A 16,611-nucleotide genomic window follows, 5' to 3' on the forward strand; every position below is an offset into this window, starting at 1 on the left:
TTCAACGACGATTTTTTCATGTCCCTGATGTTTTTCGTTTCCGGTCTGTTCGTATGGTCGAGTCTTAAGCGCAAAGGGAACTCGAGCTTTGTCCGCGAGCGACTGCGCCGCCTCGGTATTCCGTTTCTGTTCGCGGCAGCCGTCATCGCTCCGATCGCGTACTATCCGTCGTACCTGCTGACGATCGGCCCGCACAGCGTGGGCGGTTACATTCACGATTGGCTGTCATTCGGCGACTGGCCGACGGGCCCGGCGTGGTTTATCTGGCTGCTGCTCGCTTTTGACCTCGGCGTCGCGGCGTGGTTCGCGATCGCGCCGAATTTTGGCGAGATGCTCGGCCGCCTCGCGTCGAATGCGCGCGAGCATCCGGTGCGATTCTGGTCGATGCTGGCCACGGCTTCCGCAGTGGTGTTCATTCCAATGCTGGCAATCTTCGGCGCGATGTCATGGACGAGCATCGGACCGTTCCAATTCCAGACCGCGCGTCTTTTTCACTACGCAGTTTATTTTCTCGCAGGCATCGGCGTCGGCGCGTACGGCATCGAGCGCGGCTTGCTCGCGCCGGACGGACTGCTGGCCCGCCACTGGCTGCGCTGGACGATCGCAAGTCTCGTCGTATTCGGGTTGAGCGTGGTCTTCATGCTGATCGTGATCTCAAAGGGCGCGACCATGTCGCTCATCTTGCTGAACATTGTCGGCGGAGTGTCGTTCGCCGTCACCTGCGGCGCGATTTCGTTCGCTTTCCTCGCGCTGTTCGTGCGCTTCGCCACGCGGCGCCGCTGGATCTACGACAGCCTGAGCGAGAACGAATACGGAATGTACCTGATCCACTATATGTTCGTGTCGTGGTTGCAGCTCGCGATTCTGGGCTCCTCGCTCCCGGCGATCGAAAAAGGAATGCTGGTGTTCGCCGGCGTACTGCTGTTGAGCTGGGGCACCAGCGCGGCGTTGCGCAGCATCCCCGGCGTGTCGCGGATCGTTTAGTCAGCGCCCCGCAAGCGCCAATTCGCATTTGCCCTCGCGGCTGCGCCAAGCGCAAAATCGCCGCAGTTGCAGCTTCGCGCATCACGAGGACAATCCGATGGCTGAGAATCGCAAGCGTAAGTTCTGGGGATGGGGCTACGAGGACCAGGGGCCGACTCCCGAACAGCAGAAGCACATGGCCGAGCGGATGGCCAAGCGATTCGGGCTCGGGCCGCTCGAAATCACGCCGCCGCCGAAGGAAAGCGAGCTGAATCTGCGCGCGCCGCGGGTCAAGCCGCCGGCGTCGCTCGAAGCGATTTGCTCGACCGCGACGCACGAGCGCGCCGGGCATACGTACGGCAAGGGGTCGCGCGATATTCGGCGCGCGTATCGACGCTATTACCCGAATCCGATCGACGTCGTCGCGTTTCCGCGCGATGAGAAAGAACTGATTCGCGTGCTGGAATGGTGCGACGGCTCGCAGATTGCGGCTGTCCCGTATGGCGGCGGCTCGAGCGTGGTCGGCGGAGTCGAGCCGCCTGAAGGCGATCGCTATCGCGGCGCGGTGTCGATCGATCTGATGCATCTGGACAAAGTCGTCGAGGTCGATAAGGTCTCGCGCGCGGCGCGAATTCAGGCCGGGGTATATGGCCCGGCGCTCGACGCGCAGTTGAAGCCGCACGGCCTGACGATTCGACATTTTCCGCAGTCGTTCGAATTTTCTACGCTCGGCGGATGGATCGCGACGCGGTCTGGCGGGCATTTCGCGACGCTGTACACGCATATCGACGACTTCGTCGAATCGCTGCGAGTGGTGACGCCGACCGGAATCGTCGAGTCGCGGCGCTTGCCCGGCTCGGGCGCGGGTCCGAGTCCGGATCGGATGTTCATCGGCTCCGAGGGAATTCTCGGCATCATCACGGAGGCGTGGATGCGCCTGCAGGACCGGCCGACGTTTCGCGCGGGGGCGTCGGTGCCGTTTCCGAGCATCTTCAAAGCTGCCGATGCCGTGCGACAGATTTCGCAGGCGGGGATTTATCCGGCGAACTGCCGCGTGCTCGACGAAGGCGAGGCGTTCAATTCCGGCGCCGGCAACGGCGACGAGGCCGTGCTGGTACTCGCATTCGAGTCCGCGGACCATCCGCTGGAACCGTGGATGAAGCGCGCGCTCGAGTGCTGCGCCGATCACGGCGGGAAAATTCCGGCGGAGGCGGCGAAGACTCGCACCGACGCAGAGGCGACGCACGAAGGATCGGCAGGCGCGTGGCGCAATGCGTTTCTGAACGCGCCGTACCTGATGGACACCGTGGCCGCGATGGGGATGGTGAGCGACACGTTCGAGACGTCGATCACGTGGGAGCGCTTTCCGGATTTTCATCGGCAGATGATGGAGTGTGCGCGCGACGTAATCGCTCGCGTATGCGGCAAGGGCACCGTCACTTGCCGATTCACGCACGTTTATCCCGACGGACCGGCGCCGTACTACACGATACTCGCGCCGGGCAAGCGCGGCTCCGAGCTCGAGCAGTGGGACGAGATAAAAGCGGCGGTGTCTGACAAGCTGATCGCGATGGGCGGGACGATCACGCATCATCACGCGGTGGGGCGGTACCATCGGCCGTGGTACGACCGCCAGCGTCCCGATGGTTTCGCACTCGCGCTGAAGGCAGCGAAGAAATCGCTCGACCCGCGCTCGATCCTGAACCCGGGCGTACTGATCGATCCGGATTGAAGTGGGGAGCGGCAGGAAAGAATCAGAATCTTGAATCGCGCGCAAAAAATGCGCGCTGAACAAGGTCCCTCACCTTCATCCTCTCCCTTTGGAAGAGGGGAAGAGGGCACTCACGTGGACGGAAAGGAAACTCGCACGCCGGCACAAATTTGTCCGGATACGTTTTGGGCAGATTGGATACGCGACCATACGGCCACCGCGGTATCTTATCTTCAGTCCGCGAGCATCCATTTTCAGGATGTGAAAGCGCGCTCCTATGACGCTTTGGGGCTAAAGGCTGGAGCAGTCGTGTTAGACGTCGGCTGTGGCCTTGGTCAGGACGCGCGCGAATTGATGCGGCTGGTTGGAGCTCAGGGTCAAGTTGTGGGCGCAGACTACAGCGAGGAGATGGTCGCTGAGGCGCGGCGACGAGCAAAAGATGGTTCTTCGCTTCCGAAGTTTGTGGTTTCTGAAGCTCATCACCTTGGCTTTTCCAACAATACATTCGACGCTTCGCGAGCCGATCGAGTTCTTCAACATCTTGCTGATCCGCGCGCGGCATTCGAGGAAATGGTTCGTGTAACCAAGGCAGGCGGAACAGTGCAGATTATCGACCGCGACTGGGGGCTGGTCGCAGTTGATGCCGACGACCAGGCAGTTACGCGGAAGATCCTTGATCACATTTGCGCAAAAATTCGCAATGGATGGATTGGCCGGCGGGTCCCCGTTCTTTTTCAGGATAGTGGCCTACAAGAAGTACGGGTCGAAGCCATTCCAATCACAGTGCGTGACTTTCGGGTTGCCGACATCCTGCTCGATCTTACGTTGGTCGCCGGACATGCGGCCGACGAAAGAATCGTGAGCAGCGACGATAAGAAGGCCTGGCTGCTGGAACTTCAGGAAAGAAGCGACGCGGGCCGCTTCTTCGCTGCGTGGGTGATGTTCATCGTGACTGGGAAGAAGGCAGTCTAGTCGTCGATCTTTAATTGTTTCTTCGCCGCCTCTGTCATCATGTGGGGCGTCCATGGCGGGTCCCACACGATTTCGACGCACGCGTCGTCGCATCCGGGGATGCCGAGCAGCTTGTCCTGGATGTCCTGCGTGATCATCATGCCCATCTGGCAGCCGGGCGCGGTCAGCGTCATCGTGACGTTGACGATTCGGTTCTCGATCTGCACACCGTAGATTAGTCCGAGGTCGACGAGGTTGACGGGAATCTCGGGGTCGAAGCACTCGCGCAGCACTTCGTAAACGTCGGCTTCGGTCGGTGCGGGCGAATTCTCCATAGTACAGAGTCTAGTATATAAGAGGGTGAGTGTGCGCGATATGTGCGGTGCGGCGCGCGCATTCATCGGAGGTTCGGTATGCCTGATAAGGAAGAGCTATACGACGAGGCGATTGACGCATACGCCGACGACAAGTTCGACGAAGCGATCGAGCTGTACAAACAGGCGCTCCAGATCGATCCGAAGTACGTCGATGCAATCCACGGGATGACGATGTGCTACCAGGCGAAGGGAGACCTCGACGCGGCGATCGAGCTGACCAAGAAATATATCGCGCAGGAGCCGGAAGACATCCTGGCCTACACCAATCTCAGCATGTTTTATCAGAAGAAGGGCATGGTGCCGGAGGCGGAAGCGGCTGGCGCAGAGGCGCGGCGGCTCGATTGGAAGCGACAACTCAAGGAAGGCAAGAAGTAGGGAGTCGATGAAACTCAAAGACAAAGTTGTACTGATTACAGGCGGCGGCTCGGGTCTCGGGCGCGAGATGGGACTGACGTTCGCGCGCGAGGGCGCAAAAATCGGCGTCAACGACATCAGGCCCGAGTCGGCGCAAAATGTCGTGACGGAGATCGAGCGCGCAGGCGGTAAGGCGCGGCCGTTCGTCGCGGACGTGTCGAGCAGCGCGGCTGTCGCAAAGATGTTCGCGGAATTCGTCGCGGCGTTCGGGACGATCGATATTCTGATCAACAACGCAGGGATCGCGCGGGCGAGCGAGCTGGACAACCCCGACTTGTTCATGACGCAGCTCAAGACCGATGAGGATTGGCACAAAATGCTCGCGACCCATCTCGACTCGACGTTTTATTGCACGCGCGAGGCGCTGAAGGTGATGATCCCGAAGCAGTCGGGACGCATCATCAATATGGGATCGATCGCGGGCACTACGGGGCTGGCGTTCGCGTCGGACTATTGCGCCGCGAAGGGCGCGATCATCTCGTTTACCAAGTCGGTCGCGCGCGAAGTGGTGCCGATGGGGATTCTGGTCAATTGCATCGCGCCGGGATTCATCGACACGCCGATGACCGCGCCGATTCCGAGCGAGGTGCGCAAGCAGATAGAAGGAAGCACGCCGATCGGGCGCTTCGGCCAGCCCAGCGATATCGCGGCGGCGGCGCTGTTTCTTGCGTGCGAGGATTCGAAGTTCATGGTCGGACAGGTGATCAGCCCCAACGGCGGCTACGTGATTTGAAGCTCAAGGGATTGAATCGGATGCATCTGACATTTGTGACCTTCAACTATCGGAGTGCGGACCTCGAAGCGGAAGAGCTCAACTATTTGGGCTATCACGTACAACTTGCGCGGCGCTTCCCGGGACTGCGGCAATACTACACCGGGCGTTTGATGAAGGTTGCGGGCAAGGAACCCGACCGGATTCGCGCCGCGATTCTCGGCTACGATGACGCGGTGGCCGCCGCGTCGGCGATGCGATCCGAAGTCGTACCGGCACTGCTCGCCGATACTCAGGCGCATCTCAAGGACGGGACATCGACTGCGGTCGAAGCGGAAACGATCGTGCCCTTCGATTCAAGGCGAGCCGGTCAGCAATGCTTCGTGATGGTTGCCGAGTTCGATCTCGAACAGAGCGCCGGAACCGAAGCCGCCGAAAAGCACTACCTCGGGACGCACGTGGCCATCGCGCGCAGACTTCCCGGACTGCGCAATTACGTCATCGGCAAGTTGATCAAGACGCCGGGGATCGAAGACTCGCGTTATCGCATGGCGGCGCTGGTGTTCGATTCGCTCGACGCATATCGCGCCGCGTACGCATCGCCGGTCGGGCGCGAGTTGCTCAACGACGAAGCGGCCACGATTCGAAACGCGCGCGTTTATCGGCTCGACGCGCGGGTCGAACTCTAAGCATCGCTCGCGCAACACCCGATGCTGCCGCGGTCTGCTGGAATACTGATTCCATTGTTCTCGATTCGCACGCGCGACAATCTCGGTCGCGGCGAAATCCTCGATCTCGCGCCGATGATCGATTTCGCGCTCTCGATGGGTCACCGCGTGATCCAGTTGCTGCCGCTCGACGAGACCGGCCCCGACGATCTCAGCCCGTACAGCGCGATGAGCGTGATGGCGATCGATCCGACGTACATCTCGATGAACGGGCTGCCGGGAGTCGGGCGGGTGGTGCTGGCGCGCGCGCGCGAAGCGGTAGGAAGAGCGCGCTTTGTATCGCGCCCGATCATACGGCGGGAAAAGTTTGCATTGCTCGAGCGCGCGTACCGTGCGACACGGGCGCGCGGCGGACGCGACGAAGCTGCGCAGCTCGACGCGTTCATCGAGGCCAATGCGTACTGGCTCCATGACTACGCGCTATTTCGCGCGCTCAAGGATCATTTCAACTGGACGAGTTGGGAAACGTGGCCGCCGGGAATTGCGCGGCGCGATCCCGCCGCGCTCGAGCTAGTGCGGCGCGAGCTGGCCGACGCGATCGAGATGTACGGCTACTGGCAGTTCATCGCGCATCGGCAGTGGTCGGAGATGCGCGCGTATGCATCGTCGCACGGCGCACTCATCGGCGGCGACCTGGCGTTCTCGCCATGCCGCGATAGCGCCGAAGTGTGGGCAAACCAGGACGAGTTCGATCTGTCGCGCACGGTCGGCGCGCCGCCGGACGGCTTCAATCCCAAGGGGCAGCGATGGGGCCTGCCGCTGCCGAACTGGAAGCAGATGCGCGCGCAGGGATTCAAGGTGCTGCGCGCGCGGGCGCGTCACGCCAGCACGCTCTACGATTTGCTTCGAATTGATCACGTCGTCGGGCTTTATCGGACATTTAATTTCGGTTCCGAGCTGGCCGAGCCGGGAGTTTTCACGCCGGTGAATGAAGACGATGAGTTGCGACAGGGCGAAGAAGTGATCCACGCGATCAAGGAGGAAGCAGGCGCGACCGAACTGATCGCCGAAGACCTTGGCACCGTGCCGCCGTGGGTGCGCGCGTCGCTCACGCGGTTGGGCGTGCCGGGATACAAGGTGATGCAATGGGAGCGCGATTGGGGTCACGGCGACGAACCGTTTATCAGCCCCACTGCCTATCCCGAACTCTCGCTCGCGACTACGGGGACGCATGACACTGAACCGCTGACCGTGTGGTGGCGCGCGCAGCCGATTGAAGTGCGCGAGAAATTGGTGCGCGGGCTCGGCCTCGAAGGCAAAGTGAATCCGCGGCGGATGCTCGAGGAGGCGGCGCGCGATGCGATCCTCGAGGTGCTGTACGCGGCGCCGTCGCGGCTGGTGATCGTCCCAATACAGGATTTGTTTGGTTGGAGTGCGCGGATCAATCGGCCCGGAACGATCAGTGCGTGGAACTGGACCTATCGAATCCCGCTTAGGTTGGAACGGATGCGGCGGAGTCGAGCGATACAAGCAGATGTCGCGAGGCTGCGGGAAATTGCGGTGAGTAGCGGGCGGTTCAACAATCAAATGTGAAACCCGCGCGGTCTTTACCTCTCTCCTCGGGAGAGGTCGACGTGAGTCCACCAGCGTCGGGTGAGGGCGCTCGCATCGAGCTGGATGCCAGCGCCCTCACCCGCGCCTCGAAGACTCGTCGCGACCTCTCCCGAGGGGAGAGGTAAGTCATCCGGTAAGTTGTGGGGTGCATGGGCTTGAACTATAAGCATCACTGGCTGTTACATTTCTGACCGGTATTACTCGGGGAGCAATTTTTCCCGGAGGCATCGATGGGACCACTGGAAGGAATCCGCGTACTCGATTTGAGCATGGTGGTGTCGGGGCCGTTCTGCACCATGATGCTCGGTGACCTTGGCGCAGACGTTATCAAAATCGAACCGCCTGACGGCGACATCTCGCGCATGTTGACCGGTAAGGAGCGTGGCGGGGTCACGATCGGCATCCTCAACTGGAATCGCAACAAGCGGGCGATGATGCTCGATCTCAAGCAGCCGGGCGCCGCCGACGTGTTTCTCAAGATGGCTCAGCGCTCGGACGTCGTGGTGCAGAATGTTCGGCCGGGTGTCGTTGATCGGCTGGGCGTCGGCTACGAAGCGGTCGCGGGGCGCAATCCGAAAATTGTTTACTGCTCGATCGCTGGATATGGTTTCTCGGGGCCGTCGGTTAACAAGCCGGCTTACGATCCGATCATCCAGGGGATGGCGGGAGTGATGACGTCGCAGCGCACGCAGGGGCGGCCGCGCGCGGTCAAAAATATTCTCGGTGACAAGGTCACCGCGATGACGGCGGCGATCTCGATTCTCGCGGCGCTCACCGAGTCGCAGCGCAGCGGCCGCGGACAGCATCTGCAGATTGCGATGATCGACGCCGTCGCCTACTACCTGATGCCGGACACCGCCTCGCGCCACACCTATCTGCCGCACGACGCGGGCGTCGCGCCCTCGATGAATACGCTCGAGCCGTTTCAGACCGCAGATGGTTTCATTACGATTGCGCCGCTGACCGACAAGCATTGGACGGCGATTCTCAAAGCGGTCGGGCATCCGGAATGGTTCGAAGGCGACGAGCCGCGGCCGGAGCGAGTGCGGCGATCGATCAAGAGCCTGATCACGCTGTTCCCGACGCAGCCGTCGGCGTACTGGCTCGAGCGGATTGAGGCCGCCGACGTTCCGTGCGGGCCGGTCAACGACTACGACTCGATCTGGACCGATCCGCAGTTCGTCGCGAACGAGACGTTCTTCGAATACGAGCATCCCAAGGCGGGACGCGTGCGCGCCGTGCGATCGCCCGCGCGATTTTCGCGCACCGAGCCCGAGTTGTGGCGTCATCCACCCGACCTGGGACAGCACACCGACGAAATTCTCGGAGAGTTCGGATTCGGCGCCGGTGAGATTTCCGAATTGAGAGCCAATCGGATCGTCAATTGACCGGTCGCTCGATCCGCCACGCGCTGGCATTCACGTCTCTCGCCGCCGCTGTGGTCGCCGCAGGCGCGATCGTGCAGGGATGCGCGACACAACATACCGCGCCTTCGAAGCAAGCACCTATTGTCGCGAAGGCGGTCCCGAGCGCGACCCCAACTCCCACCGGCGCGCCGATCGGTAATCGCTCGCCATTCGCAATCACCGCGGGCCTTGACGGCAATCTGTGGTTCACGGAGTTCCAGGGCGACGACATCGGAGAGATGACTCCGTACGGAGCCACGAAGCGCTTTCCAATCGATCCCGACGGATTCGCCGAACGGATAACCGCGGGCCCCGACGGCGCCATCTGGTTCACCGATACCGTCGGCAACCGGATCGGCCGGGTCGCGCCCGACGGAAAAATCGCGTACGTCAAGTTGCCTCATTCCGGCAGCGGACCGGCGGGAATCACGCTAGGGCCCGACGGCAATCTCTGGTTCACCGAGCATTCCGGCGATCGCATAGGACGACTCAGCACCACCGGTACGCTAACCGAGATCGGCCGTCCGGCCGGGACTGGCCCCAGCGAAATCGTCGCCGGCAGCGACGGCAACCTGTGGCTCGCCGAGAGCAAGGTGAATCGCATCGCTCGCGTTACCATCTCGGGCAACGTCAAGGAATTCCAAATCCCGACTCCCGGGAGCATCCCTGCGATGATGGTTCTCGGCGCGGACGGCAACGTCTGGTTTTCGGAGGCTCAGGCCAGGAAAATTGGACGAATTACCCCTGGCGGCTACATCACTGAGGTCCCAATGCCCGCCACCGCTGTGCCATTCGGAATCGCGACCGGCACCGACAAAAATCTCTGGATCACCGTAGCTCGCGCGCCAATGATCTATCGGATGACTCCGAAGGGAGATTTCACGCCGTTCCCGCTGCCCAAAAACTCGATGGCGATTTTGATCACGGCCGGTCCTGACGGGCGCCTGTGGTTCACCGAACCCAACGGCAATATCGGCCGTATCACGACTGACGGCGACGTCAAGGAATTCGTTTACTCGAATCCATACGCCGATCAGTAGGGGAATGAGGCGCGAGTGACCGCGCCGCGCGCGATGGAGCATCTGTTCCGTTCGCCGAGTTTTGCGGTATAAGCGCTCTATCACACGAACCAAAACGCTGGGCGCGTTTGGATTCCGGCATCATGCCGCAAGGGAGAATTGAGCGATGGGCAAGCTCGACGGAAAAGTAGCCGCCATCACAGGCGGTGGTCGCGGCATCGGCCGCGGCATCGCGAGGGCATTCGCCGCGCAGGGATGCGCAGTGGTAGTCAACGATCTTGGCGTCACGGTCGCGGGGCAGAAAGAAACGCAATCGCCCGCCGATGACGTTGCAAAGGAAATCAAGGCCAGCGGCGGCACCGCGGTCTCCAATCACATGGATATCGCCACCGTCGAAGGCGGCGAAGGTCTCGTTAACCAGGCGATCAAGGAGTTTGGCAAGCTCGACATTTTGGTTAACGTCGCCGGCATCCTGCGCGACCGCATGATCTTCAACATGTCGGAACAGGAATGGGATGACGTGATTCGGGTGCACCTGAAGGGGCACTACTGCACGATCAAACCCGCGTCGGCGCACATGCGCGAGCGCAAGTACGGCAGGATCATCAACTTCTCGTCGAACTCGGCGCTCGGTAGTCCCGGCCAGCCAAACTATGCGGCGGCCAAGGCGGGAATTCTGGGGCTGACGTACTCGAGCGCGAACTCGCTGCACAAATATGGAATCACGGTGAATGCGATCATGCCGGGCGCATCGACCCGCATGACCGACACAATTCCCGCGGGCAGGATGCCCGGCGCGACTGGTATTCCGCAGTCGGACAAGGTCGAGGGCACGCCGCGCGATCCCGCCAACGTCGCGCCGATCGTGGTGTTCCTCGCCAGCGACGACGCCGCCAACGTCACCGGCCAATGCTTCGGCGCGTCGGGCTATCGCCTTATGCGCTATAGGCACATCGCGCCGGACAAGGTGCTCTACAACAACGGCCCATGGAACGTTGACGACCTGTTCGAGCGTCTTAAGAACACGCTGCTGGTCGACCTGAGTCAGCCGCGCATGTAGAGCGCCGTGGTTCCAGTTCGCGAACAAGCTGATCGCCGCAAGCCGCCGGAGACCAGGCGCGACGACTTGCGCGAGGTCATGCACGGGATTGAACTTGTAGACCCGTACCACTGGCTCGAGGATGCGGACCGCGACGAAACGCGCGCATGGATCGCCGCGCAAAACGATTACACCCACTCTTTGCTCGATGCGCTCCCGGTTCGCGACCGCATGCGCGCCCGTTTCCGAGAGATGCTCGTCCACGACTCCCTCGGGGCGCCGGTCCAGAGAAAGGGCGATTACTTTTTCTTGAAGCGAGGTGCGGAGCAGGATTTGTGGAGCGTGTATCGCCGAAGAGGAATCGACGGACATGACGAATTGTTGATTGACCCTCATCTGATGAGCATCGATCGCAGCGTCAGCATCGGCGCGATTGCACCCTCGGAGGACGGCGAGCTGCGGCGTACAGCATCCGTCGCGGCGGCGAGGACGAGACCGAACTCCGCGTGCTCGACGTAAGCCAGCGGCACGATTTGCCCGATCACCTGCCGCGCGGGTTGTATCAAAGCATCTCGTGGAAAAAAGACGGCAGCGGTTTCTACTACTCACTCGGCCGTCGCGGATTAGGAAGACGAATTTACTTCCACGCGCTCGGAACGGACGCGGAGTCGGACCCGGAAATCTTCGGCACGGGCTATCAATCCGAGAACGGGATATTTCCGGAGGCCTCGGCGGACGGAAACTACCTGCTCGCGATAGTCACTTGGGGCTGGCTCAAGATAGAGCTTCACCTCCAGGACCTTCGCGAGAAAAATGCCCCATTTGTCCCGCTGATCGCCGGCATCGATGCCAAGTTTTATCCGCAATTCGCCGGCGACTACCTGATCGTGCAGACCGACTGGGAAGCTTCCAACGGTCGAATTTTGAGAATTGATCTACGCGAGCCGGTTCGGGAGAAGTGGCGAGAGATCGTGCCTGAAGCCGCTGATGCGATCCGGAGCTTCGCCGTAATCGGCAACAAAGTCTTCGTCAACTACCTGCACAACGCGACCGCGCGAATCGCGATCTTTTCGCTCGACGGCGAGTCGCTCGGCCAGGCGCCGCTGCCCGCAGACGGAACCGCTGGTATCTACGGACGCTACGGCCGTGACGAAAGCATCCTGTATTTCGGATCATACACGACCCCATACTCAATTTATCGATACAACTCCTCGACCGGGAAATCTGACCTCTGGTATCGCGACGCTGTCCCGTTCGACTCCGAAAATTTCGCGATGCGGCAGGTTTGGTATTCCTCGAAGGACGGCACCCGCGTGCCGATGTTCATCGTTCATCGCAAGGGTCTCGCGCTCGACGGCAATCGGCCGACCGTGCTTTACGGCTATGGCGGATTCAGCGCAAGCCTGACGCCAGAGTTCAACTACGGCGCCGCATGGTGGATCGAGCAAGGCGGCGTCTACGCGGTTCCGAATCTACGCGGTGGCGGCGAGTTCGGCGAAGCGTGGCATCGCGCCGGCATGCTCGAGAAGAAGCAAAATGTGTTCGACGATTTTATCGCAGCTGCCGAATGGCTCATCGCGAACCGATACACCAATCCCGAGAAGCTCGCGATCTCCGGCGGAAGCAACGGCGGATTGCTCGTAGGCGCTGTCATGACTCAGCGCGCCGACCTTATGCGAGCGGTATATTGCTGGCATCCGGACCTGGATATGGTGCGCTTCCACAACTACACGAAGAACAACAATCCGCCCGCGCTGTTCGAATACGGAAATCCCGCCGACCCGGGCCAGTTCAAGTTTATCTATGCATACTCGCCCTATGAGCGTGTGAAACCGGGAACAAAGTATCCGGCGATGCTTCTGACCAGCGGCGATGCCGACACCCGCGTCCCGCCCGCGCAGGCGCGAAAAATGACCGCGCGAATGCAGGCTGCAACGGCTTCGGGCCTTCCGATTCTGCTCTACTACGACACCCAAGCCGGACACGCCGGATTCAAACCGATCTCCAAGGTACTGGAGGATCTTTGCATCGAGTGGTCGTTTCTGGCCTGGCAGTTGGGGATCGAATGAGCGCGGTTGGCGAGGGGTGTGGCGTCCGCCGTCAATGACCTTTCGGGTTGGCGGCGGGCGTTTCGTCAGTCGCAAAACTCGCATCGAGAAATTTAAGCACGCGGGCGGCGTAGCCCTTCGGATCTTCGTAGATCGCGTCGCCGTGCCCTTCCGACGGCGCCGTCCATATTTGTGCGTTGAAGCCGGCCGCGGCGAGCAAAGCCTGGCCGTCCGCGGGCGGCGTTACCTGGTCGCCGCGATTCTGAATGATCAGCAACGAGCACGCACCGAGGTTGCCCGCGTCGATGACTGGCGCGATCTTGTCCAGCTTGCGGCCGAACCAGAACTGCGCTTCCCACATCACCGTGCCGAGGAACGCGGGATTCAGCCGCGACATCGACGGGCTGCGCATAAAGAGCTGCTCGAGATTTGCGTAGGAACTGTCGGCGACGATCGCGGTGAAGACTGGTTGCTCGGCCTGCGCCATGATTGCGCCGGCGGCCCCTTCGGATATTCCCAGCGCGGCAATTTTCGTAAAGCCGTCGTCCATCAGCGTGCGCGCGGTTGCCAGCGCGAATTTGCGCTTCAGCATTCCCCAGTTGATTCCGTAGATCGGATTATTGGCGCTGTAGGTCGCGACCACGGTGTAGCCGGCGCCGAGCAGAAACTTGGCGTACGGAATCATCGCCGTCTCGGGCGACCCCGCCGCCGGCACGATCACCACCACCTCGCGTCGTTTACCGGGAAAATACCATCCGACCACGCTGACCTGGCGATGCTGGAAACCGTCCTCTTCGACCACCCCGCAGTCCAGTCGTTCCGGCTCGACGCCAAGCGCGGCGCCGATGTCCGTCACCGAGCCTCGTTTGAACGCCGGAACATGCTGTCCGAAAACGTCTTGCCCGCCGCGCCGGAAGAACTCCGGGTACATCAACGATCGCGCAACGAAAAAAGCCGCCCCCATCCAGAGAACAATTGGAACACCCAGCAGGATGGCGCCGATGCCAAAGATACGCCGCGGCTTGCGCTTCGGCTGAGTCGGCTGAGATTCGGAAGGGTCGCTCATTGGTAGACGCTTGTGGGTAATGCTTGTGCACGATAGCACACGCCACCGCAAGGGTTCGCGTGACTGCTCGCGCCTCGGCGCTAGCTTTGGAACGCTCCACCGCAAACGCGCTTGTGAGCGTTGCACTCGACACTTATGCTGCGTTGCAGGTGGGCGACGCTCATGGCTGATTGGGATCCTGAACTCTACAACCGCTTTCGCCGCTACCGCGCGGAACCTGTCGCGCATATTCTTTCACGCCTTCAACTCATCGAAGGCGAAAAAATTATCGATCTCGGATGCGGCTCCGGCGAGAATACGCTCGAACTCGCGCGGCGCAGCTCCAGCGCGACGGCGCTGGGCGTTGACGGCTCGCCCGCGATGGTCGCGGCGGCGCGCAAGCTGCTCGACGGCGAGCCCGCCGACCTGAAGCGCCGCGTCTCATTCGAGTTGCTTGACCTTCCAGAGTTTCGCACCGACCGCAGATACTCGCTGATATTCTCGAACGCTGCCTTTCAATGGATTCCGGACCATCGCGCGCTGTTCGCTGCTTGCTTCGACGCGCTCCGCCCAGGCGGAACGATGGTGGTGCAGATGCCCGCCAACGAGACCGAGACCGCGAAGCTGGAAATCGGCCGGCTTGCGCGCGAGACGCCGTGGAATGCGATGCTGGGCGGGCGTGAACGTGCGTTTCATGAAGAGCCGCCGGAGTTTTACGCGGCGATGCTTGCGAAGCTCGGCTACGACCGCATCGACTGCTATCACCTGACGTTTCACCATCCGATGGATCGGCCGGCCGACGTCGTTCAATGGTACCGTTCGACGGGGCTGCGGCCTTTTCTCGACACGCTGCCGGAAGATCGTCACGAAGAATTTCTTGCGCAAGTGACGGCGCGATTGAATGCGGCTTACGGCACTTCCGGCGCGATGACGTTCGACTTCAAACGGCTCTTCATCTGGGGCCGCCGGCCCGGACCCTGAGATGGCTCGCGCGCGCAATCTTCCCGCGCTCGTCGCGCACGGCGGCGCGGGTAACGCCGGACCGGGCGCCGAGCGTACCGAGCGCCGCCGCGGGATGATGGCGGCGATACGGCTCGGCGCGGGCATTCTGCGAGCCAACGGCAGCGCGCTCGAGGCCGTCGTCGCGACCGTCGCGGCGCTCGAGGATCATCCGCTCTTCAACGCCGGCTACGGCTCGCTGCTTAACTCCGAAGGTAATGTCGAGATGGATGCGTCGGTGATGTACGCCGAACCCGTCGTTTCAGACTCCGCCCGTCGCGGCAAACGCCCTGATCGAACTCACTCCCACGACGCCGACTACAGCGTCTCTGCCGGTGCGGTTGCGGTGGTCAGCCGCGTGCGAAATCCAATCATACTGGCGCGTGCCGTGATGGAACATTCGCCGCACATCCTGATGGCGGGGCCTGGCGCGGAAAATTTCGCGCGCAAGGTCGGCATCCGGCTCGTGCGTCCCGAGGAAATGGTGACCGAGCGCGCGCGCGAACGATGGCGCGCGCGAAAGCAACAGAGCGGGATACTCGGGGCCGAGGCCGCCGCGCGCGCCGCGATCGGTCACGGCACTGTAGGCGCTGTCGCCGTCGATCTGCACGGCGCGATCGCGGCGGCGACCTCGACCGGCGGCGTCCCCGGCAAGCTTTTCGGACGCGTCGGTGATTCCGCACTGATTGGCGCCGGCACTTTCGCGCACGCATTCGGCGCCGCGTCTGCCACCGGGCAGGGCGAGGCGATCATCCTGACCGCGCTGTGCCGCGAAGCAGTCCTGGCGCTCGCCGACGCCTCGCCCACCGTCCTCGCGCGCGAGGCCATCGCCGAAATGATCGACGCAACCGGCGCGGAGGCCGGGCTGATAGTGATCGACCGCCGCGGCCGAATCGGCTACGCCCACAACGCCGCCTCGATGCAGGTGGCGCGCTACGATCCCGTAGGCGGCGTGCAGCATCTGTGGCTCGAGCCGATCGCGACGGCCCGCCGTCCGTGACTCTCGAGCATCCCGATATGTCGCCGGCCACGAGCCGCGCCGCGTCACTGCGACTCGTTACTTTCGCAGTCGCCGCGCTGTTCGCCTTGGTCGTTCTGATCCAGGGAGTCAGCGCGCCGTTTCAGAAAGATGCGGAGCCGCAGTCCGCCGAGTGGATTCAGAGCATCGTGCGCGATGGACACTGGCTGATACCACACGACGCTTACGGCTACACCGATCGCAAGCCGCCGCTGCTCTACTGGATGTCCGCAATCGTCGCCGACGTCACCGGCCGCACCGTCGACGAAGTTCGCGCGCGCGCCGTGTCTGTCGTGGCAGGCACCGCGCTCGCGGTAGGTGTGCTCGCGTGGACAGTCGCCAACGTCGGCGCATCCGAAGGATGGCTCGCGTTTCTGTTCATGCTGGGCACTTACGGCTTCGCGTCGCGCGCCACCGAAGCGCTGACGGACATGCTGCTGACGTTCCTGCTGTTCGCCGCATACTCGGCGATCTATCCGCTGCTGGAATCCCCAACGCCCGCATCACCAGGCTCGACCCGCAGGATAATTTTTATTGGTGCTGTGCTCGGTCTTGGAATTCTGACCAAGGGCCCCGTCGCGATCGTGCTGTGCGCGCTCGCCGTCGCAATTTTTCTGTTGATCGAGC

16 protein-coding genes and 1 pseudogene are annotated in these 16,611 nt (G+C 62.0%); 15 read left to right on the forward strand and 2 right to left on the reverse strand.

Annotated features, from left to right (window positions below; all coding sequences use genetic code 11):
- From VIW95_RS01180 to VIW95_RS01190, 3 genes are all read left to right on the forward strand, one after another.
- On the forward strand, nucleotides 1–984 hold a 984-nt coding region (locus VIW95_RS01180), incomplete at its 5' end, for an acyltransferase (protein ID WP_331583178.1).
- Between the two features lie 97 nt (nucleotides 985–1,081).
- The gene (locus tag VIW95_RS01185; RefSeq protein WP_331583180.1) at nucleotides 1,082–2,695 is read left to right on the forward strand and encodes an FAD-binding oxidoreductase; all 1,614 of its coding nucleotides are present in this window, start codon (nucleotides 1,082–1,084) and stop codon (nucleotides 2,693–2,695) included.
- Between the two features lie 114 nt (nucleotides 2,696–2,809).
- On the forward strand, nucleotides 2,810–3,646 hold the full coding sequence (locus VIW95_RS01190; RefSeq protein WP_331583182.1) for a methyltransferase domain-containing protein: 837 nt from the start codon (nucleotides 2,810–2,812) through the stop codon (nucleotides 3,644–3,646).
- On the opposite strand, the gene VIW95_RS01195 is transcribed toward VIW95_RS01190, so the two are convergent.
- On the reverse strand, nucleotides 3,643–3,960 hold the full coding sequence (locus tag VIW95_RS01195; protein ID WP_331583184.1) for a metal-sulfur cluster assembly factor: 318 nt from the start codon (nucleotides 3,958–3,960) through the stop codon (nucleotides 3,643–3,645). The genes VIW95_RS01190 and VIW95_RS01195 overlap by 4 nt on opposite strands.
- A 78-nt stretch (nucleotides 3,961–4,038) precedes the next feature.
- On the opposite strand from VIW95_RS01195, the gene VIW95_RS01200 reads away from it, so the two are divergent.
- From VIW95_RS01200 to VIW95_RS01240, 9 genes and pseudogenes are all read left to right on the forward strand, one after another.
- A complete protein-coding gene (locus tag VIW95_RS01200) occupies nucleotides 4,039–4,377 on the forward strand; it encodes a tetratricopeptide repeat protein (RefSeq protein ID WP_331583186.1) in 339 nt (112 codons plus the stop codon).
- Between the two features lie 7 nt (nucleotides 4,378–4,384).
- Nucleotides 4,385–5,149 (forward strand): SDR family NAD(P)-dependent oxidoreductase, encoded by a 765-nt coding sequence (locus VIW95_RS01205; RefSeq protein WP_331583188.1) that lies wholly within the window; start codon nucleotides 4,385–4,387, stop codon nucleotides 5,147–5,149.
- A gap of 20 nt (nucleotides 5,150–5,169) precedes the next feature.
- Nucleotides 5,170–5,817, forward strand: coding sequence for an EthD family reductase (locus VIW95_RS01210; protein ID WP_331583190.1), 648 nt, complete (start codon nucleotides 5,170–5,172; stop codon nucleotides 5,815–5,817).
- Nucleotides 5,818–5,838: 21 nt separating this feature from the next.
- The gene (gene malQ / locus VIW95_RS01215; protein ID WP_331583192.1) at nucleotides 5,839–7,389 is read left to right on the forward strand and encodes a 4-alpha-glucanotransferase; all 1,551 of its coding nucleotides are present in this window, start codon (nucleotides 5,839–5,841) and stop codon (nucleotides 7,387–7,389) included.
- 251 nt (nucleotides 7,390–7,640) lie between these two features.
- Complete coding sequence (locus VIW95_RS01220) at nucleotides 7,641–8,798, forward strand: CoA transferase (protein WP_331583194.1); 1,158 nt, start codon at nucleotides 7,641–7,643, stop codon at nucleotides 8,796–8,798.
- Complete coding sequence (locus VIW95_RS01225; RefSeq protein ID WP_331583196.1) at nucleotides 8,795–9,856, forward strand: virginiamycin B lyase family protein; 1,062 nt, start codon at nucleotides 8,795–8,797, stop codon at nucleotides 9,854–9,856. Before VIW95_RS01220 ends, VIW95_RS01225 begins: the two co-directional genes overlap by 4 nt.
- 145 nt (nucleotides 9,857–10,001) lie before the next feature.
- Nucleotides 10,002–10,895 carry an SDR family NAD(P)-dependent oxidoreductase gene (locus VIW95_RS01230; RefSeq protein WP_331583198.1) on the forward strand — a complete coding sequence of 298 codons (894 nt, stop codon included), beginning with the start codon at nucleotides 10,002–10,004 and terminating at the stop codon, nucleotides 10,893–10,895.
- 78 nt (nucleotides 10,896–10,973) lie between these two features.
- Nucleotides 10,974–12,049: pseudogene (locus VIW95_RS01235) on the forward strand (hypothetical protein); the annotation flags it as partial.
- Nucleotides 12,050–12,193: 144 nt separating this feature from the next.
- Nucleotides 12,194–12,943 (forward strand): prolyl oligopeptidase family serine peptidase, encoded by a 750-nt coding sequence (locus VIW95_RS01240; RefSeq protein ID WP_331583208.1) that lies wholly within the window; start codon nucleotides 12,194–12,196, stop codon nucleotides 12,941–12,943.
- A gap of 31 nt (nucleotides 12,944–12,974) precedes the next feature.
- On the opposite strand, the gene VIW95_RS01245 is transcribed toward VIW95_RS01240, so the two are convergent.
- The gene (locus VIW95_RS01245; RefSeq protein ID WP_331583200.1) at nucleotides 12,975–13,988 is read right to left on the reverse strand and encodes a hypothetical protein; all 1,014 of its coding nucleotides are present in this window, start codon (nucleotides 13,986–13,988) and stop codon (nucleotides 12,975–12,977) included.
- 162 nt (nucleotides 13,989–14,150) lie between these two features.
- Here VIW95_RS01245 and VIW95_RS01250 point away from each other — a divergent pair, with 162 nt between their 5' ends.
- The 3 genes from VIW95_RS01250 to VIW95_RS01260 form a co-directional block, all read left to right on the forward strand.
- The gene (locus VIW95_RS01250; protein ID WP_331583202.1) at nucleotides 14,151–14,948 is read left to right on the forward strand and encodes a methyltransferase domain-containing protein; all 798 of its coding nucleotides are present in this window, start codon (nucleotides 14,151–14,153) and stop codon (nucleotides 14,946–14,948) included.
- A 1-nt stretch (nucleotide 14,949) separates the two neighbouring features.
- Complete coding sequence (locus VIW95_RS01255; protein WP_331583204.1) at nucleotides 14,950–15,966, forward strand: isoaspartyl peptidase/L-asparaginase family protein; 1,017 nt, start codon at nucleotides 14,950–14,952, stop codon at nucleotides 15,964–15,966.
- On the forward strand, nucleotides 15,930–16,611 hold a 682-nt coding region (locus tag VIW95_RS01260; RefSeq protein ID WP_331583206.1), incomplete at its 3' end, for an ArnT family glycosyltransferase. The genes VIW95_RS01255 and VIW95_RS01260, both read left to right, overlap by 37 nt.

The organism is Binatus sp. (SeqCode), assembly GCF_036522015.1.
Taxonomy (GTDB): domain Bacteria; phylum Desulfobacterota; class Binatia; order Binatales; family Binataceae; genus Binatus.